Source organism: Ruixingdingia sedimenti (assembly GCF_031432425.1).
Lineage (GTDB): Bacteria > Pseudomonadota > Alphaproteobacteria > Rhodobacterales > Rhodobacteraceae > Ruixingdingia > Ruixingdingia sedimenti.
The window spans coordinates 1-18,224 of sequence record NZ_JAVKPH010000009.1 but is presented as its reverse complement, the minus strand read 5'-3'; the positions used below and the strand labels follow the sequence as shown (position 1 = coordinate 18,224).

19 protein-coding genes are annotated in these 18,224 nt (G+C 70.1%); 12 read left to right on the top strand and 7 right to left on the bottom strand.

Annotation, left to right across the window (positions count from 1 at the left end; genetic code table 11):
- Positions 1–3: 3 nt before the first annotated feature.
- From trkA to RGD00_RS09810, 4 genes are all read right to left on the bottom strand, one after another.
- Entirely contained in the window at positions 4–1,380 is a 1,377-nt protein-coding gene (trkA, locus tag RGD00_RS09825) for a Trk system potassium transporter TrkA (RefSeq protein ID WP_310457152.1), read from the bottom strand.
- Positions 1,381–1,483: 103 nt separating this feature from the next.
- Positions 1,484–1,966 (bottom strand): CinA family protein, encoded by a 483-nt coding sequence (locus RGD00_RS09820; protein WP_310457151.1) that lies wholly within the window; start codon positions 1,964–1,966, stop codon positions 1,484–1,486.
- Positions 1,963–2,460: a phosphatidylglycerophosphatase A family protein gene (locus RGD00_RS09815; protein WP_310457150.1), complete on the bottom strand. Its 498-nt coding sequence runs from the start codon at positions 2,458–2,460 to the stop codon at positions 1,963–1,965. The genes RGD00_RS09820 and RGD00_RS09815 overlap by 4 nt, the downstream gene beginning before the upstream one ends.
- On the bottom strand, positions 2,457–3,596 hold the full coding sequence (locus RGD00_RS09810) for a bifunctional 2-C-methyl-D-erythritol 4-phosphate cytidylyltransferase/2-C-methyl-D-erythritol 2,4-cyclodiphosphate synthase (RefSeq protein WP_310457149.1): 1,140 nt from the start codon (positions 3,594–3,596) through the stop codon (positions 2,457–2,459). Before RGD00_RS09810 ends, RGD00_RS09815 begins: the two co-directional genes overlap by 4 nt.
- 423 nt (positions 3,597–4,019) lie before the next feature.
- On the opposite strand from RGD00_RS09810, the gene dusB reads away from it, so the two are divergent.
- The 5 genes from dusB (at position 4,020) to ntrX (ending at position 11,335) form a co-directional block, all read left to right on the top strand.
- A complete protein-coding gene (gene dusB / locus RGD00_RS09805) occupies positions 4,020–5,012 on the top strand; it encodes a tRNA dihydrouridine synthase DusB (RefSeq protein ID WP_310457148.1) in 993 nt (330 codons plus the stop codon).
- Positions 5,012–6,115 carry a two-component system sensor histidine kinase NtrB gene (locus tag RGD00_RS09800; protein WP_310457147.1) on the top strand — a complete coding sequence of 368 codons (1,104 nt, stop codon included), beginning with the start codon at positions 5,012–5,014 and terminating at the stop codon, positions 6,113–6,115. Before dusB ends, RGD00_RS09800 begins: the two co-directional genes overlap by 1 nt.
- A complete protein-coding gene (locus RGD00_RS09795) occupies positions 6,115–7,482 on the top strand; it encodes a response regulator (RefSeq protein WP_310457146.1) in 1,368 nt (455 codons plus the stop codon). Before RGD00_RS09800 ends, RGD00_RS09795 begins: the two co-directional genes overlap by 1 nt.
- A gap of 147 nt (positions 7,483–7,629) precedes the next feature.
- A complete protein-coding gene (locus RGD00_RS09790) occupies positions 7,630–9,927 on the top strand; it encodes a sensor histidine kinase NtrY-like (RefSeq protein WP_310457145.1) in 2,298 nt (765 codons plus the stop codon).
- Positions 9,920–11,335: a nitrogen assimilation response regulator NtrX gene (gene ntrX / locus RGD00_RS09785; protein ID WP_310457144.1), complete on the top strand. Its 1,416-nt coding sequence runs from the start codon at positions 9,920–9,922 to the stop codon at positions 11,333–11,335. The genes RGD00_RS09790 and ntrX overlap by 8 nt, the downstream gene beginning before the upstream one ends.
- On the opposite strand, the gene RGD00_RS09780 is transcribed toward ntrX, so the two are convergent.
- Positions 11,332–11,790: a type II toxin-antitoxin system RatA family toxin gene (locus tag RGD00_RS09780; RefSeq protein ID WP_310457143.1), complete on the bottom strand. Its 459-nt coding sequence runs from the start codon at positions 11,788–11,790 to the stop codon at positions 11,332–11,334. The two genes, ntrX and RGD00_RS09780, sit on opposite strands and share 4 nt — an antisense overlap.
- 69 nt (positions 11,791–11,859) lie before the next feature.
- Between RGD00_RS09780 and hpt the strand changes: the two genes are divergently transcribed.
- The 4 genes from hpt to RGD00_RS09760 all read left to right on the top strand — a co-directional run bounded on the left by hpt (position 11,860) and on the right by RGD00_RS09760 (position 14,045).
- Complete coding sequence (gene hpt / locus RGD00_RS09775) at positions 11,860–12,399, top strand: hypoxanthine phosphoribosyltransferase (protein ID WP_310457142.1); 540 nt, start codon at positions 11,860–11,862, stop codon at positions 12,397–12,399.
- Positions 12,396–12,893, top strand: a complete 498-nt coding sequence (locus RGD00_RS09770; RefSeq protein WP_310457141.1) for a mismatch-specific DNA-glycosylase — start codon at positions 12,396–12,398, stop codon at positions 12,891–12,893. Before hpt ends, RGD00_RS09770 begins: the two co-directional genes overlap by 4 nt.
- Positions 12,890–13,069: a hypothetical protein gene (locus RGD00_RS09765; protein WP_310457140.1), complete on the top strand. Its 180-nt coding sequence runs from the start codon at positions 12,890–12,892 to the stop codon at positions 13,067–13,069. The genes RGD00_RS09770 and RGD00_RS09765 overlap by 4 nt, the downstream gene beginning before the upstream one ends.
- An 85-nt stretch (positions 13,070–13,154) precedes the next feature.
- Positions 13,155–14,045: a c-type cytochrome gene (locus RGD00_RS09760; RefSeq protein WP_310457139.1), complete on the top strand. Its 891-nt coding sequence runs from the start codon at positions 13,155–13,157 to the stop codon at positions 14,043–14,045.
- A 188-nt stretch (positions 14,046–14,233) separates the two neighbouring features.
- Here the strand turns inward: RGD00_RS09760 and lipA are convergent, their stop codons facing one another.
- Positions 14,234–15,184, bottom strand: coding sequence for a lipoyl synthase (gene lipA, locus RGD00_RS09755; RefSeq protein ID WP_310457138.1), 951 nt, complete (start codon positions 15,182–15,184; stop codon positions 14,234–14,236).
- A gap of 146 nt (positions 15,185–15,330) precedes the next feature.
- On the opposite strand from lipA, the gene RGD00_RS09750 reads away from it, so the two are divergent.
- Entirely contained in the window at positions 15,331–16,014 is a 684-nt protein-coding gene (locus tag RGD00_RS09750; protein ID WP_310457137.1) for an aquaporin, read from the top strand.
- 60 nt (positions 16,015–16,074) lie between these two features.
- Here RGD00_RS09750 and RGD00_RS09745 read toward each other — a convergent pair whose 3' ends face one another.
- Positions 16,075–16,563 carry a hypothetical protein gene (locus RGD00_RS09745; protein WP_310457136.1) on the bottom strand — a complete coding sequence of 163 codons (489 nt, stop codon included), beginning with the start codon at positions 16,561–16,563 and terminating at the stop codon, positions 16,075–16,077.
- A gap of 90 nt (positions 16,564–16,653) precedes the next feature.
- Between RGD00_RS09745 and moaA the strand changes: the two genes are divergently transcribed.
- Both moaA and RGD00_RS09735 read left to right on the top strand, forming a co-directional pair.
- The gene (gene moaA / locus RGD00_RS09740) at positions 16,654–17,658 is read left to right on the top strand and encodes a GTP 3',8-cyclase MoaA (protein ID WP_310457135.1); all 1,005 of its coding nucleotides are present in this window, start codon (positions 16,654–16,656) and stop codon (positions 17,656–17,658) included.
- A gap of 1 nt (position 17,659) precedes the next feature.
- Positions 17,660–18,088 (top strand): DUF1810 domain-containing protein, encoded by a 429-nt coding sequence (locus RGD00_RS09735; protein WP_310457134.1) that lies wholly within the window; start codon positions 17,660–17,662, stop codon positions 18,086–18,088.
- Positions 18,089–18,224 lie beyond the last annotated feature (136 nt).

Genomic DNA, 18,224 nt, shown 5'->3' with positions numbered 1-18,224 from the left:
TGGTCAGAAGAAGTCGATGGAGACCTGCAACAGCCGCTCCACCTCCGGCACGTCCTTGGCCATCGCGAACAGCGCGATCACATCGCCCACCTCCACCCGCAGCGTGCCGGCGGGGCGGTGGACGGTCTGGCCCTTCATCACCGCGCCGACCAGAACGCCGCCCGGAAAGTCGATCTCGCGGATCAGCCGCCCGGCAAGGGGCGAGGTCGACAGCACCTGCGCCTCGATCACCTCGGCCTCGGCATCGCCGATGGAATAGACGGTGCGCACCCGCCCGTGCCGGATATGCCGCAGGATCGAGGACACGGTGGTCGCGCGCGGGTTGATATAGGCGTCGATGTCCAATGCGGCGACCATCGGCACCAGCGTCGGGTCGTTGACCAGCGCGATGGCCAGCTTGCACCCCGCCTGCTTGGCGCGCACCGACACCAGCAGGTTGGTGCGGTCGTCGTCCGTCACCGCCAGCACCGCATCGGCGCGGTCGATGTCGGCCTCCATCAGCAATTCGCTGTCCATCCCGTCGCCATGCAGCACGATGGTGCGCTCCAGCGCGTCCGCCGCGGCCTCGGCCCGGTGGCGGTTGCGCTCGATCACCTTCACCCGCACGCGGTCGGCGTTGCGTTCCAGCGCCTGCGCCACGGCCAGCCCCACATGGCCGGCGCCGATCACCACCACCCGTTCCTGCCGCCGGGTCGCCTTGCCGAAGATGTCGAGCGTGCGCTTGACGTCCTCGGTATGCGAAAAGACATAGATGTTGTCGCCCGCGAACAACTGGTCATCGGGTTCGGGCGCGAACAGATGCCCCTCGCGCCGCACACCCACCACGATGGCGCGCAGGGTGGAAAACAGGTCCGACAACTGCCGCAGCGGCGTGTTCAGCACCGGGCAGTCGGCATCCAGCGCGATGCCGAGCAACTGCGCCCGCCCTTCCATGAACGCCTCGGTGTCGAAGGCCGCGGGCGCGGCGATGCGCTGCAACGCGGCCTCGGCCACCTCGCGTTCGGGGCTGATGACCACATCGACGGGCAGATGCGTGTCGCGGAACAGGTCGGAATGCAGCGCGTCGAGATAGCTTTGCGCGCGCAGCCGGGCGATCTTGCGCGGCACCGAAAAGATCGCATGCGCCACCTGACAGGTGATCATGTTCACCTCGTCGGAATGGGTGGCGGCGATGATCATGTCGGCGTCCTCGGCGCCGGCGCGGCGCAGCACGTCGGGGTAAGAGGCGAAACCCTCCACCCCCTGCACGTCCAGCGTTTCCTGCGCGCGGCGCACCAGTTCGGCGTTGTTGTCCACCACGGTGACATCGTTCTTTTCGCCGGAAAGATGCCGCGCGATCTGCCAGCCGACCTGCCCCGCGCCGCAGATGATGACCTTCATGCCCCGCGCCCCGCCGTCCTGCGCCTTGTTGTGCCGCGCATCAGAGCGCCCGTTCTTACATGCGCGGCATGCGCGGTCAATCTGGGGCCCGTCCCCCGCCCGGTCAGAGGCTGGCGATCAACAGCGACAGCGCCTCGGCCACGCTGGCCCGGCGCACATCGGCCCGCCCGATGGCACCGAAATCGCGGGTCAGCGTCAGGGTCGGCGCGCCGGGGCGGGCCAGCGCGAAGCACACCCGCCCCTCGGGCTTGAACTCCGACCCGCCGGGGCCGGCGATGCCGGTGATCGACACCGCCCGCGTGGCGGCGGACCGCGCCAGCGCGCCCTCGGCCATCTCGCGCGCGACCTCCTCGGACACCGCGCCATGGGCGGCGAGCGTTTCCGCCCGCACCCCCAGCATCCGTTCCTTGGCGGCGTTGGAATAGGTGACGAAACCGCAGTCGAAAATGTCGGACGACCCCGCGACCTCGGTGATCGCCCCGGCCACCAGCCCGCCGGTGCAGCTTTCGGCGGTGGCCACCCGCACCCCCGCCGCCCGCGCGCGCGCCAGCAGGTCGGCGGCAAGGGTGGCGGGATCCCCGCTCACATCAGCACCCCGTGGGAAACCGCCGCCGCGGCCATCGTCGCGATCCCGGCGAAAAGGCCCGCCCAGAGGTCGTCCGCCATCACCCCCGCCACATCGCCCCGCCGGTCGGCCCGGCCCACCAGCCAGGGCTTCCAGATGTCGAACAGCCGGAAAAAGACGAAGGCCGCGACCCAGCCGGGATAGGAAAAATGCCAGTTGTCGAGCCCCATCATCCAGAACCCGAACGATGGCGCACACAGCGCCAGCCACTGCCCCGCCACCTCGTCGATCACATATTCCTGCGGATCCTCGCCCATCCGCCCGCGCAATTCGCGTTCCACCGCCCAGAAGCCCCATCCGGTGGCGGCAAGCGTCGCCGCCGCCAGCAGGGGGAAGCTGCCGATGCCATGGATCACGAGGCCGAGCCCGATGGCGATGGCCGAGGCCCAGGTCCCCGGCGCGGGGCGCAGATGGCCGGCGTAAAAGAAGGTGGCGATCAGGCGCGATACGGTCATGCTTTCACCAGCGTTGCGGTTGCGATGGCGGCGATCCCCTCTTCCCGCCCGGTGAAGCCGAGCCGTTCCGAGGTCGTCGCCTTGACAGACACCCGCCCCGCATCGACACCCATGATCGCGGCCAGCGCCGCGCGCATCGCATCGGCATGCGGGCCGATCTTCGGGCGTTCGCAGATCAGCGTCACATCGCAATGGGTTATAGCGAACCCCCGCGCCCGCGCCAGTTCGGCGGCATGCGCCAGAAAGACGCGGCTTTCCGCCCCTTTCCACTGCGGGTCCGAGGGCGGGAAATGCCGGCCGATGTCGCCCTCGGCCAGCGCGCCATAGATCGCGTCGGTCAGCGCATGCATGCCCACATCGGCATCCGAATGGCCCAGAAGCGCGCGGCCGTGCGACACCTTCACGCCGCACAGGACCACGTGATCGCCTTCGGTAAAGGCATGCACGTCGAAACCGTTGCCGGTGCGGATGTCGATCATGGCCCCTGCCCCCCTTGCGGCGATCAGCGCCTCGGCCCGGGCGAAATCCCCCGGCCAGGTCAGCTTGATGTTGTCCTCGTCGCCCGGCACGATGGCCACGTCAAGCCCCGCCGCCCGCGCGACCGCGACATCGTCCGCCGCCCCGCCCTTGTGGGCGCGATGGGCAGCGAGGATATCGGCGAACCGGAACGCCTGCGGCGTCTGCGCGCGCCACAGCCCCTCGCGGTCCTGCATGCCCGCGACCCGGCCCCCCGCGCCCCGCCACAGCGCATCCGTCACCGCCAGCGCCGGCGCCGCACCCGGCGCCTCGGCCAGCGCCGCCACCAGCCGCGCGATCAGCGCGGGGGAAACCAGCGGCCGCGCCCCGTCATGGATCAGCACAAACCGCGGCGGATCGCCCGCCAGCGCCTCCAGCCCCGCGCGCACCGACGCCTCGCGCGTGGCGCCCCCGGCTACCACGGCGACACCGGGCGGGGAAAGCGCCGTGTCCTCGGGGTGCAGGACCAGCAGAACGCGCGAAATCCCCGCCGCCCGGAACGCCGCCAGCGTATGGTCGATCACCCGCGCGCCCGCGAGCGGCCGCCACTGCTTGGGCAGGCCCCCGCCCGCCCGGCTGCCGCGCCCCGCGGCGACGATGAGTGCGGCGCAATCTTCCATCCCGGCCCCCTGCTGCGGCCCCGGTTCTAGGCCGCGGCACCCGGGCTGGCAACCACCCGGCGGCACCGCGGGCGGAAAGGACAGCAGCCTCCGGCGGGGATATTTAGGGACAGAAAGTGAATACGGTCACGCTTCACCCGCCCCCGTTCACTTTCTGTCCATAAATATCCCGGGGGCGCCGGCTGGTGCGCCACTGGTTCGAGAACCAGCCGGCGCGGGGCTGGCCCCCGGCCCTGCCCTCGACACGCACAACGACCGCCGGTATTCCGCCCGCAACGCAGGCATCGCCGCATTGATCTGCACAAATTCCGGGCATATCCGGGTTCGGCCCGCAGGGGGCCGAAAGTTGCATTGCGCAAAAGCGGGCGGCAGCCTAGGCCGGAACCGGAAGGGCGCACAGGAATTGGGCACGGGAACAGCACGGTGACGATCCGACTGGCAGACGAGACACTGGACCCGCCGGTCTTTCTGGCCCCCCTGGCCGGGATCACCGACCTGCCCTTCCGCCGCATCGTGGCGCGGTTCGGCGCGGGGCTGCTGGTATCCGAAATGGTGGCCAGCCAGGAGGTCGTGCAGGGCCGGGCGCTGGCGCGCGCACGGGCCGAACTGGGGCTGGCCGAAGGCGGCACCCCCACCGCGGTGCAGATCGCGGGGCGCGAGGCGCACTGGATGGCCGAGGCCGCGCGGTGGGCAGAGTCGAACGGCGCCCGCATCATCGACATCAACATGGGCTGCCCCGCCCGCAAGGTGACGAACGGCTGGTCCGGTTCCGCGCTGATGCGCGAGCCCGACCACGCGCTGCGGCTGATCGAGGCGGTGGCGGGTGCGGTCTCGGTGCCGGTGACGCTCAAGACCCGGTTGGGGTGGGACCACGACAGCCTCAATGCCGCCGACATCGCCGCGCGGGCGGTGGGCGCGGGGGTGGCGATGGTCACGATCCACGGGCGCACGCGCTGCCAGTTCTACAAGGGCCGCGCCGACTGGGCCGCGATCGCCCCCGTCGTGGCGGCGGTCGCCGTGCCGGTGGTGGCGAATGGCGACATCCTGGACGCCGAGGATGCGCGCGCGGCGCTGGCGGCATCCGGCGCGGCGGGGGTGATGGTGGGGCGCGGCGCGCAGGGGCGGCCCTGGGCGCTGGCCGAAATCGCCGCCGCCCTGACCGGCGCGCCCGCCCCGCAGATCCCGCAGGGCGCGGCGCTGGCGGAACTGGCCTGCGAACATCACGCGGCGATGCTGTCCTTTTACGGCGCCGACCTCGGCCTGCGCATCGCGCGCAAGCATATGGGCTGGTACATGGAGGCCGCCGGCGCCGACCCCGCCGCGCGCGCCGCGATCCTGACCGCGGCGGATGCGGCGGCGGTCCACCGCCTCTTGCGCCACGCGCTGGCCGACGCGCCGCGGAGGGAGGCCGCCTGATGCCCCCCCCCGTCACCACAGTCCCCGGCGCCATCTGGGCCTCGCTGCCGGTGCCGGCGCTGATGGTGGACGCCGGGGACCGCATCCACGACATCAACCCGGCGGCGGAACAGTTCCTCAACGCCTCGGCCAAGGCGCTGCGGGGGGTGCCGGTGTTCGACCGGCTGGCCATCGACGCGGCGATGGACCAGGCCTTCGCCCGCGTCCGCCGGGCGCAGGCGGCGCTGTTCATCAACGACGCCGACGTGACCACCGGCGAACGCCCGCCCGTGCAGTGCAACCTGCAGATCGCCCCCCTTCAGGACGAGCCCGACACATTGCTGCTGCTGATCACCCCGCGCGAACTGTCGGACCGCCCGGGCCGGGGCGCGGGCGTGCAGCGCGCCGCGAAATCGGCCATCGGCATGGCCGAGATGCTGGCGCACGAGATCAAGAACCCGCTCGCCGGCATATCGGGGGCGGCGCAGCTTCTGTCGATGAACCTCTCGCCCGGGGACCGCGAACTGACCGACCTCATCGTCGAGGAAACCCGCCGCGTGGTGAAGCTGCTGGAACAGGTGGAACAGTTCGGCAACCTGCGCCCGCCGGACCGGCGCGCGGTGAACCTGCACGACGTGCTGGACCGCGTGCGGCGTTCGGCGCTGGTGGGGTTCGCCACCCGGATGACGGTGATCGAGGATTACGACCCCTCGCTGCCCCCGGCCTGGGCCGACCCCGACCAGCTGGCGCAGGTGTTCATCAACCTGATGAAGAACGCAGCAGAGGCGGCCGGCCCCGGCGGCGGCACGATCCGGCTGCGCACCTTCTATGACCACGCGCTGCGCCGGCGCAACCCGGACGGCACCGGGGCGGCGCTGCCGCTGAACATCGAGGTCGTCGACGACGGCCCCGGCATCCGGCCGGACATCGCCGCCGACATCTTCGAGCCCTTCGTCAGCGGCCGGTCCAACGGCACGGGCCTGGGCCTTGCGCTGGTGTCCAAGATCATTTCCGAACATGGCGGCTGGATCGCGGTGGATTCCGTGCCCGGGCGCACCCTGTTCCGTATATCGCTGCCGCTGGCGCCCCCGGGCACGGCGCGGGCCGAAAGGGAGGCTGACTGATGGACGGCACGGTTCTGGTCGCGGACGACGACCGCACCATCCGCACGGTGCTGACCCAGGCGCTGACGCGCGCGGGCTGCAAGGTGCATGCGACTTCCTCGCTGGTCACGCTGATGCGGTGGGTCGAGGAGGGCAAGGGCGATCTGGTGATCTCGGACGTGGTGATGCCCGACGGAAACGGGCTGGACCTGCTGCCCCGGATCCTGAAGGAACGCCCCGGCCTGCCGGTGATCGTGATTTCGGCGCAGAACACGATCATGACCGCGATCCAGGCGGCAGAGGCGGAGGCCTACGACTATCTGCCCAAGCCGTTCGACCTGCCCGACCTGATGAAACGCGCGGCACGCGCGCTCGACCGCAAGCGGCGCGGCCCGATGCCCAGGGCGGCCGCCCCCGCGCCCGAACCGGCGCAGGATCTGCCGCTGGTCGGGCGCACGGCGTCGATGCAGGCGCTCTACCGTCTCGTGGCGCGGGTGATGAACACCGACATGCCCGTCCTGATCACCGGCGAATCCGGCACCGGCAAATCCCTGATCGCCCGCGCGATCCACGACTTTTCCGACCGCCGCAACCTGCCCTTCGTGGTGGCGCAGGCCGCCGACCTGCAAGGTGCCGACGGCCCCGCGGCCCTGCGCGCCCGCGCCCGGGGCGGCAGTCTGGTGTTCGACGAGGTGGCCGACTACGACGACGAGACCCAGGCCCGCATCGTGCGGCTGCTGGACAGTTTCGGCGACGGCGCGCCGCGGGTCATGGCCACCAGCCAGGTGAACCTTGCCGAACGGATGGAGGCCGGCAGCTTTCGCAGCGACCTTTACTATCGCCTTGCCGGCGTGACCATCGCGGTGCCGGCGCTGCGCGAACGGGTGGATGACGTGCTGCTGCTGGCCGAAAGCTTTCTCGCGCGCGGCGAGCGCGACTTCGGCCCCCGCCGCCTGACGCCCGAGGCGCGCGACATGTTGCGCGCCTACAGCTGGCCCGGCAACGTGCGGCAGCTGGAAAACACCATCCGGCGGCTCTTCGTCACCTCGACCGAGGAAGACATCACCCGGGCCGAGGTCGAAGCCGTCCTCGGCAGCCAGCCCGCGATCGAGCCGCTGAAATCCGGGGGCGAGGGCGAGCGGCTGTCCACCGCCGTCGCGCGCCACCTGCAACGGTATTTCGACCTGCACGGCGGGCAACTGCCGCCGCCCGGGGTCTATGCCCGCATCCTGCGCGAGGTCGAACTGCCCCTGATCGAGATCGCGCTGGACGCGACCGGGGGCAATCAGGCGAAATGTGCCGATCTGCTCGGCATCAACCGCAATACCTTGCGCAAGAAGATCACCGATCTGGATATTCGCGTGACACGCCGGCGCAAGTTGATGTAAACCCGCAACACAGGGCGTTGCATCCCTGCGCCAGGGCCCGGGCCACCCCCAGATACGGGGGCTGCGGGCGCCCCGCGCCATGGATGCTGCGTCACAGGGCGCGCGGGACTGTTGCCCGTCTGCGCCGGAATTGGGGCGGGGATTTCGTTGGAGCGCGCGGCGCGGTCGAGCACATGGATACGTCTGAACCGCCTGCGCCGTCTGCGCCGGTTCCAGACGGCGGCCACGCTCGGGCTCGTGCTGCTCGGCCCGGTGCTGGTGGTGGCGACCTTCCTCGCGCTCGGGCCGTTCAACCGGGGGCCGGGGGCCTCGGGGCTGCGGCTGATCCTGCTGGCGGATCTGGTCTATGTGCTGGTGGTGGCGGCGCTGGTGATGGCGCGGGTCGCCCGCATCGTCGCGGCGCGGCGCAGCCGGTCGGCGGGGTCGCGGCTGCACCTGCGGCTGTCGGGGCTGTTCGCGCTGTTCGCGCTCGGCCCCGCGGTGCTGATGGCGGTCTTTGCGGGGCTGACGATCAATATCGGGCTGGAGGGCTGGTTTTCCGACCGGGTGCGCAGCGCGCTCGGCGCCTCGCTGGCGGCGGCGGAGGCGTATGAGGACGAACACCGCCGCGACCTGATCGCCGATACCGAGGCGCTGGCGGCCTATCTCAACCTCGCCCGGCAGGCGTCTTTCTTTCTTGCCGACGGCGATCTGCGCCAGTTGCTGACCCAGGGCCAGGGCCTCGTCCAGCGCGGCCTGCGCGAGGCCTATGTCATCGACGGCACCGGCGAAATCCGCGCCCGCGGCGACAAATCCTACCTGTTCGACTACGAACGCCCCTCGGCCGACGCCATCGCGCGCGCCGAACGCGGCGAGACCGTGCTTTTGCCGGATTGGGACAACAACGAATTCCGCGCCCTGATCCGGCTGGAGGCCTATGTCGACCGCCTGCTCTACATCACCCGCAGCGTGGACGGTAATCTTCTGGGTCTGCTGGACGACACACAGGAAACCGTGCGGCTTTACCATCAATTGGAGGCCGAACGCGGCCGGGTGCTGTTCGAATTCGGCCTGCTCTATCTGGGCTTCGCGCTGATCCTGGTGCTGGCGGCGGTCTGGCTGGGCCTTTGGTTCGCAGAACGGCTGTCGCGGCCCGTGGGGGCGCTGGCGGGCGCGGCGCAGCGGGTGGGCGCGGGCGATCTGGACGTGCGCGTGACGGAAACGGAAGGCGAAGAAGAATTCGTCACCTTGGGGCGTGTTTTCAACAAGATGACGCGTGAACTTAAAGTGCAGCGCGACGCCCTGGTCGAGGGCCACCGCCAGACGGAACGCCAGCGGCGGCTGTTCGATTCGGTGCTGTCCTCGGTCACGGCCGGGGTGATCGGGCTCGACCCCGGGGGGCGGGTGGATTTCGTCAACCGGTCCGCCCTGCGGCTACTGGACCTGACCGAGGGCGACCACCACGGGCATGACCTTGCCATCGCGGTGCCGGAATTCGGCGCGCTGCTGGACCGCCTGCGCGACGGGTCGGCCGAAACGGTGCAGGAGGAAATCCGCCTCATCCGCCGCGGCAAGATGGAAAGCCTGCTGGTGCGCATGGCGATCCGCCATTCCGGCAGCGGGCGGCTGGAAGGCTATGTCGTCGCCTTCGACGATGTGACCGATTTGGTCAGCGCGCAACGCATGGCCGCCTGGGGCGATGTCGCCCGCCGCATCGCGCATGAGATCAAGAACCCGCTGACGCCGATCCAGCTCTCGGCCGAACGGATCCGCCGCAAGTTCGGCCGGCAACTGACTGAAGAGGAATCGGAATCCCTCGACCAGATGGTCGATGTGATCGTCCGCCAGACGGGCGACCTGCGCCGCATCGTGGATGAATTCAGCCGCTTTGCCCGCATGCCCGAACCGGACAGGCGCGAGGAGGATCTGGCCCGCCTGCTGCGCGAGGCGGTGCTGTTGCAGGAAAGCGGCCAGCCCGGCGTGCGGTTCGCAACGCAGATCCCCGAAGGGCCGCTGCTGCTGGATCTGGACGCCACGATGATCGGCCAAGCGCTGACGAACCTTATCAAGAACGCCGGGGAAGCCATTGAAACCTTGCAGGAAAGTGGCGCACCAGAAGGCCACGCGCCGGAAATCCGCGTCCGGATGACCACCGGCGCCGACTGCGCCGAAATCCGCATCATGGACAACGGCATCGGCCTGCCCGAGGACCGCGCGCGCCTGTTCGAACCCTATGTGACCACGCGCGCCAAGGGCACCGGGCTCGGCCTGCCCATCGTCAAGAAGATCATCGAGGAACATGGCGGCAGCCTTGTTCTGGAAGACGCCGAAATCTTCGGCGGCGCCGCGCGGCCCGGGGCGATGGCGGTGATCCGCCTGCCCCTGCGCGACCGCCCCGCCCCCCGCGGCCGCGGCCGCACCGACAAAGCAGAACGGCCCGCAGGCCGGGAGGAACAAGATGAGTGACATCCTGATCGTCGACGACGAACGCGACATCCGCGAACTGATCTCGGACATCCTGCGCGACGAGGGCTACCAGACCCGCCTTGCCGCCAATGCCGATGACTGCATCGAGGCGCTGAACGCCGCGCCCCCGGCGCTGATGATCCTCGACATCTGGCTCAAGGACAGCCGGATGGACGGGATCGACATCCTGAAAACGGTGAAACGCGACAACCCCGGCATCCCGGTGGTCATCATCTCCGGCCACGGGAATATCGAGATCGCGGTGGCGGCGATCAAGCAGGGCGCCTATGACTTCATCGAAAAACCCTTCAATATCGACCAGTTGATGGTCGTTGTCGGCAGGGCGATGGAGGCCAGCCGCCTGCGCCGCGAAAACGCCGACCTGCGCAAGCGCGACCTGACCACGGCGGACCTGATCGGCACCTCGGCGGCCTTCAAGGCGTTGAAGGCGCAGCTCGACAAGGTGACGAAATCGAACGGCCGGGTGATGCTGACCGGCCCTTCGGGGGCGGGCAAGGAAATGGCCGCGCGCTATATCCACGCCAATTCCGGCCGCGCCGCGGGGCCCTTCGTGTCGGTTTCCGCCGCGACGATCGAACCCGAGCGGATGGAAGAGGTGCTGTTCGGACGCCAGACCGCCGGTCGCGGTGTCGAAAAAGGGCTTCTGGAACAGGCACATGGCGGGGTTGTTTACCTTGACGAGGTGGCCGACATGCCGCCCGGCACGCAATCCAAGATCCTGCGCGTGCTGGTCGAACAGCAGTTCGCCCGCGTCGGCGGGGCCGACAAGGTGCGCGTGGACCTGCGGGTGATCTCCTCGACCTCGCGCGATCTGCGCAGCGAAATCGCGTCCGGCCGCTTCCGGCAGGAGTTGTACGACCGGCTCAACGTGGTGCCGATCCCGGTGCCGGGGCTGGAGGAACGGCGCGAGGACATACCCGCCCTCGCCCGCCATTTCATCGACATGTTCCACCGCGCCCAAGGCCTGCCGCAGCGCGACCTGAGCGCCGAGGCAGAGGCGATGTTGCAGACGATGGCCTGGCCCGGCAACGTGCGCCAGCTGCGCAACCTGGTGGAGCGGCTGTTGATCCTGGGCGAGGATACCGGCCCGATCGAGGCGCGCGAACTGCCCGGCGAAACCGAGGGCGTGGCAGAGGACGGCCGCGTGATCCTCAGCGGCGCGCTCGCCACCCTGCCGCTGCGCGAGGCGCGGGAACTGTTCGAACGCGAATACCTGCTGACCCAGATCAACCGTTTCGGCGGCAACATCAGCCGCACGGCGAATTTCGTCGGCATGGAACGCAGCGCCCTGCACCGCAAGCTGAAATCGCTCGGCGTCGTGACCTCGGCCAAGGCCGGGGGGCGGGTGGCGCAATACGGCGAGGAAGAGGACGAGGGGGAGGACTAGCCCCCCGCCCCGTAAAGCGCCTTCGCCCGCGTCTCGAACGCGCGGACGATGCGCTGCATCGCCTCGTTGAACACGACGCCGATGATGCCTTGCAGGATGGCGTTGCGGAATTCGAAATCCACGAAGAACGTGACCTCGCACCCGCCCTGCGGCAGGTCGCGGAAGGACCAGTTGGACCGCATGTATTTGAAAGGCCCGTCAAGGTATTCCGTGTCGATCTTCATCTGTTCCGGCCAGAGCGTGACGCGGCTGCCGAAACGTTCGCGGAACACCTTGAAGGAAATCACCAGATCGGCCTCCATCACCTCGGACCCGTCGGGGCGCGGGGTGCGCGAACGGATGCGCGCCGCCGCATTCCACGGCAGGAATTCGGGATAGCGCGCCACATCGGCGACCAGATCGTACATCTGCCGCGCGGTATAGGGCAGCGCGCGGGTTTCCTTGTGCGTGGGCATGGGGCCTGCCGGGATGGTGACTTGTGCCGGGCTTTTGGGTAAAGCTGACGCGGAAATCAAGGGGAACTCATGTCGCACAAGCCCTATGTCATCGACCAGATGATCTCTGCCAAGGCCATCGCGGCCCGGGTCGAGGCGCTGGCGCGCGAGATCACGGACCATTACGCCGGCACCGACAAGCTGGTGGTGGTGGGCCTTCTGCGCGGGTCCTTCGTGTTCATCGCCGATCTGGTGCGCGAGATCGACCTGCCGGTGGAGGTGGATTTCCTCGAGGCGTCATCCTATGGCGATGCCATGCATTCGTCGCGGGAAGTCCGTATCCTCAAGGACTTGCGGGGCGAGATTGCGGGCCGCGACGTGCTGGTGGTCGAGGATATCGTGGATACCGGCTTCACCCTCAGCCATGTGGTGCGGCTGTTGCGGTCGCGCGAGCCGCGGCGGCTGGAGGTCTGCGCGCTGCTCGACAAACCCTCGCGGCGCGAGGTCGACATCCGCGCCACCTGGACGGGGTTCGAGATCCCGGACGAATTCGTCGTGGGCTATGGCATCGACTACGGCCAGCGCAACCGCAACCTGCCCTATATCGGCAAGGTGAGGTTCACGGAATGACGGTGCTGCCCGACCGGCTGGCGCCCGGGCTGGCGGTCGTGTTCTGCGGCACGGCGCCGGGGCGGGTGTCGGCGGCGCGGGGGCATTACTATGCGGGGCCGGGGAACCTCTTCTGGCCGATGCTGGCCGAGGCCGGGCTGACGCCCCGCCGCCTGCGGCCCGAGGAGGACGCGCAGGTCACGGCCTACGGCATCGGGCTGACGGATCTGGCCAAGGATGCGTCGGGCGGCGACCATGAAATCCCCCGCGCGGCCTATGACGTGCCCCGCCTGCTGGCGGCGGTGGGGGCGGTGCGGCCCCGGGCGCTGGCCTTCACCAGCCTGACCGCCGGGCGGCTGGTTCTGGGGCGCCGGGCGGGCGCGGGGATGCAGGCGCGCTTCGGCCCCCTGCCCGGTACGGTGGTTTGGGTGCTGCCCTCGCCTTCGGGCCGGGCGCGGGGGCGGTTCGATGCGGGGCCGTGGCGGGCGCTCGGGGATTGGGTGAGGGCGGCATGAACCTGAACTGGCTTTTGCGCATGGCGCGATGGGCGCGGCATCCGCCCTCCTGGGGGCGGGTCAAGCTGGTGGTGGCGGTGGTGGTGCTGTGCCTGTTGCTGGTCGCGGTGGAACGGATCTGGGGCTGGCCCGACTGGCTGACCACCAACGGGCGGGGCCGCCCCGTGCGCTTCTGACGACCATGTGAGCCGCCCCCCGCCTTGCCAGCCCGGCCCCGCTTTGCCAGACTGCGCCCGCATGGGCCACCGGAGGGGCAGCCAGATGAAACGCATCGTGATCGGTCTTGCCCTGCTGGCGGTGGCGGGGGGCGCGCTCGCCTGGGTGCTGTCCGCCGCCCGCCCCCTGCCCGCCGACGCCTTCGCCGGGCTGACGGGCGATGCGGCGCGGGGCGAGCATGTGTTCACCGCCGCCGGCTGCGCCTCGTGCCACACCGCGCCGGGGGCGAGCGGCGAGGCCAGGCTGGTGCTGGCGGGCGGCCAGCGGTTCGCCTCGCCCTTCGGCACCTTCCTGGCCCCCAACATCTCGTCCGACCCGACCCATGGCATCGGCGGCTGGTCGGTGGCCGATCTGGGCAATGCCCTGCTGCGCGGCGTCTCGCCCGAGGGCGCGCATTACTACCCGGCCTTCCCCTACGGCTCCTACACGCGGATGGAGGCGCAGGACGTGGCCGACCTGCACGCCTGGCTCGCCACCCTGCCCGCCGACGCGACGCCGAGCCTGCCGCACGAGATCGGCTTTCCCTTCTCGATCCGCCGCGCGGTGGCGGGGTGGAAATGGCTCTACCTTGATGCCGACTGGGTGGTGGCGGGCAACCTGACGCCCGAGGAAACCCGCGGGCGCTATCTGGCAGAGGCTTTGGGCCATTGCGGCGAATGCCACACGCCGCGCAACGCGCTCGGCGGGCCCGATACCGCGCGCTGGCTGGCGGGCGCACCCAACCCGGCGGGCGAGGGGCGCATCCCGGGCATCACCCCGGGGCAGCTGGACTGGTCGGCGGAAGAGATCGCCAGCTATCTGGAAACCGGCTTCACCCCCGATTACGACAGCGTCGGCGGGCATATGGCCGCGGTGGTGGAGAATTTCGCCAAACTTCCGCCCGAGGACCGCGCCGCCGTCGCCGCCTACCTCAAGCGCGTGCCGCCGGCGCCCTGACGTCGGCGGTTGCGCGGGTGACGAGGGCGCGCCGGGGGCCAGCCCCCGGACCCCCGGGATATTTAGAGACAGAAAATGAAGAGCGCGTTTTCCGCTCGGGCAAGCGTGTCGGGCTTCATCTTGCCTGAAATACTCCGGGGGTCCGGGGGCTGGCCCCCGGCCCTGTCCCCTCCACCCTCACCGGCGGTTCAGCCCCGGGCCAGCTTCGCCGCACGCGCCACGCGCAGGCGGGCGAAATCCTCGCCGGCGTGGTAGGACGACCGGGTGAGGGGCGTGGCCGAGACCATCAGGAAGCCCTTGCCCCAGGCCGCGCTTTCGTAGGCGGCGAATTCCTCGGGCGTCACGAAACGGTCCACGCGGTGGTGTTTCGGCGTCGGTTGCAGGTACTGGCCGATGGTCAGGAAATCGACATCCGCCGCGCGCATGTCGTCCATCACCTGGAGCACGCCCTGCCGGTCCTCGCCCAGACCCACCATGATCCCCGATTTGGTGAAGATCGCGGGATCGAGTTCCTTCACCCGCTGCAATAGCCGCAACGAGTGGAAATAGCGCGCGCCGGGGCGCACCTCGGGGTAAAGGCCGGGGACGGTTTCGAGGTTGTGGTTGAACACGTCCGGCTTCGCCGCCACCACCGCCTCCACCGCCGCGGGCGGGCAGCGCAGGAAATCGGGGGTCAGCACCTCGATCGTCGTGCCCGGGCTACGGTGGCGGATGGCGCGGATGGTCTGGGCGAAATGATCGGCCCCGCCGTCTTCCAGATCGTCGCGGTCGACCGAGGTCACGACCACATGTTTCAGCCCCAGTTGCGCCACCGCATGCGCGACCCGCCCCGGTTCGAACGCGTCGAGCGTCTGCGGCTTGCCGGTCGCCACGTTGCAGAAGGTGCAGCCGCGGGTGCAGATCTCGCCCATGATCATCATGGTGGCGTGGCCCTGGCTCCAGCATTCGCCGACATTGGGGCAGCCGGCCTCTTCGCAGACCGTCGTCAGTTTCTGGCTGCGCAGGATCTCGCGCGTGTCCTTGTAGCCCTGCGAGGTGGGCGCCTTGACGCGGATCCACGCGGGTTTCTTCGGTTGCGCCTGGTCGGGACGGTGCGCCTTTTCGGGGTGCCGCTGGTCGGGGAGCCGGAAGTCGCGCAAGAGAGATTCCCCTTTGTCTGGGTGCCTGTCCCTAGATAAGCTCGATTTCGCCCGCAAGCAATGCAGGCCGTCAGAGCCACCACAGCAGGACGCGGGCAGACAGTGAAACCATGGGATCGCGGGCACGACCCGCGACGGGGGACGACATGAAGAAGATGATTGCCGAGGGTCTGGGGACCTTCATCCTGGTATTTTTCGGGGCCGGTTCGGCCGTATTGATGGGGGCGCATATCGGCATGCACGGCATCGCCATCGCCTTCGGCCTGTCGATCGTGGCCGCGGCCTATGGGCTCGGCGCGATTTCGGGGGCGCATCTGAACCCGGCGGTGTCGCTCGGCGCGCTGGTCGCGGGGCGGATGTCGGCGGGCGCGTTCGTGCAATATGTCATCGCGCAGGTGGCGGGCGCCATCATCGCGGCGGCGGTGATCTGGCTGATCGCCTCGGGCAAGGCGGATTATGCCGTGACGGCGAACGGGCTCGGCCAGAACGGCTATGGCGCGGGCTACAACGGCGAATACGGCCTCGGCGCGGCGCTGGTGTTCGAGGTGGTGGCGACCTTCGTCTTCGTCACCGTGATCCTGGGGGCGACCGGGCCGGGATCCTCGGCCGGTTTTGCCGGGCTGGCGATCGGGCTGACGCTGGCGGGGATCCATCTGGTGGGGATCAACGTCACCGGCGTGTCGGTGAACCCGGCGCGGTCCATCGGGCCGGCGGTCTTTGCCGGGGGCAAGGCGCTGGCGGACCTGTGGGTGTTCATCGTGGCGCCGCTGGCGGGCGGGGCGCTGGCTGGGATCGTCCATGCCGCCGGGCTGACGCGCGCCGACGACTGATCCTGCGGCAACCGGAAACCGGGGGCCGGGCGGCGACGCCCGGCCCTTTCCGTTCCGGCCTCAGCGCGCCAGCACCGTGAGTTCCGGCAGCGCCGTCAGGGCCAGGTCCAGCGCCCGGAAGGCCGCGAGCGACAGTTGCGAGGCCCCGCCCGCCGCGGGCCGCAGGTCCACCTGCACGCTGGCCCCGCCCGCCGTGCGCACCGTGCCCGGGCGCGGCGCCGTCACCAGCGGCGTGGCCAGCCAGAAACCCTGTTCGGCCGGGTTGCCCAGACTGACCACCGTCTTGCCGAGCACCGTTCCACCCGCGGGCGCGGCCCGGGCGGCGGCGCGTTCGGCCTCTGTCGTGCGGTCGAAGGCGGCGGCGGCCCGGGTCTGCGGGGCGACCGGCATGGTGCTGGCGGGCCGGGCCCGGGGATGGGCCGTGCCGCCCGTCGCCTCGGCGGCGGCGGGCGCCCCGGGCGCGGCCTTCTGCCACGGCAGCCGCAGGTCGCCGCAGCCTGCGAGCGGCAGGACCACCAGCGAAACAAGGAGGATCGGGCGAAGCGGCATCATGCCCCCACGATACCGGCCCCCGCCGCGCGCCGCAACCGCGCCGTGATCACGCTTGTGGCGGGCGGGCGAAGCGCCTAGATTTCCCGCATGGAAGCGCCGCTTGTCGATCCCTTCGCCCGCGCGATCAGCTATCTGCGCGTTTCGGTCACCGACCGATGCGATTTCCGCTGTGTCTATTGCATGGCGGAACACATGACCTTCCTGCCCAAGGCCGACCTGCTGACGCTGGAAGAACTCGACCGGCTCTGTTCGGCCTTCGTGCGCATGGGCGTGCGCAAGCTGCGCGTGACGGGGGGCGAGCCCCTGGTGCGCCGCGGCATCCTGACCTTCTTTCAGGCCATGGCGCGGCATCTGGACGCCGGGCGGCTGGAGGAGTTGACGCTGACCACCAACGGCAGCCAGCTGGCGCGTTTCGCCGCCGATCTGGCGGCCTGCGGGGTGCGGCGGGTGAACGTGTCGCTCGACACGTTGGACGCGGCGAAATTCGCCGCCATCACCCGGTGGGGGCGGCTCCAGCAGGTGATGGAGGGGATCGCGGCGGCGCAGGCGGCGGGGCTGCGGGTCAAGATCAACACCGTGGCGCTGAAGGGCGTGAACGAGGACGAGCTGTTCACCCTCGCCGACTGGTGCGCGCGCGAGGGCCACGACCTGACCTTCATCGAGGTCATGCCGATGGGCGATCTGGGCAACGAGGACCGGCTTGACCAGTACTGGCCCCTGTCGGACCTGCGCGCACGGCTGGCGGAACGCTACACCCTGCTGGATCTGGCCGAACGCACCGGGGGTCCCGCGCGCTATGTGCGCGTGGTGGAGACGGGGCAGAAGATCGGTTTCATCACGCCCCTCACCCACAATTTCTGCGAAAGCTGCAACCGGGTGCGGCTGACCTGCACCGGCGAATTGTACATGTGCCTCGGGCAAGAGGACATGGCCGACCTGCGCGCCCCCCTGCGGGCCAGCGCCGGGGATGGCGTGGTGGAACAGGCGATCCGCGCCGCCATCGCGCGCAAGCCCAAGGGCCACGATTTCGACTATTCCCGCCGCCATGTCGCGGGCCGGATGTCGCGGCACATGAGCCATACCGGGGGTTAGGATGCCCGGGCTTGGCCGTTTCATCGCCGCGCAGGACCCGGTGATGGATGCGGTGATGGCCGAGTTGCGGGCGGGGCGGAAGGCCACGCACTGGATGTGGTTCGTGTTTCCGCAGCTGGCATCGCTCGGCCGGTCGGGGACGGCGCGGTTCTACGGGCTGGCCGATCCGGCAGAGGCGCGGGCCTATCTGGCCCATCCGGTGCTGCGCGCGCGGCTCTTGGCGGCGGCGGAGGCGCTGCTGGCGCATCGGGGGCTGACGGCGCAGGAGATCCTCGGGCCCACCGACGCGATGAAGCTGCGGTCCTGCGCGACGCTGTTCGCGGCGGCAGGGGATGCGGAGGTGACGGGGCGCATGGAGGCGCTGCTGGCGCGGTTCTACGATGGTGTGCCCTGCCCGTTGACGCAGAAGGGGCTGGCGCAGGACGGATAGACCGCCGCTATGGCTGGCGAAGGCGCGTGCCTTCGCCATATCCTGCCGGTCCCGCTTGTCCGGCCGGGGGCCCGAAGCCCCCGGCCAGCGCCCGCCCCGCCCATGGCGGGCGCTTCTCGCCCGCCGGGGCAGGCGC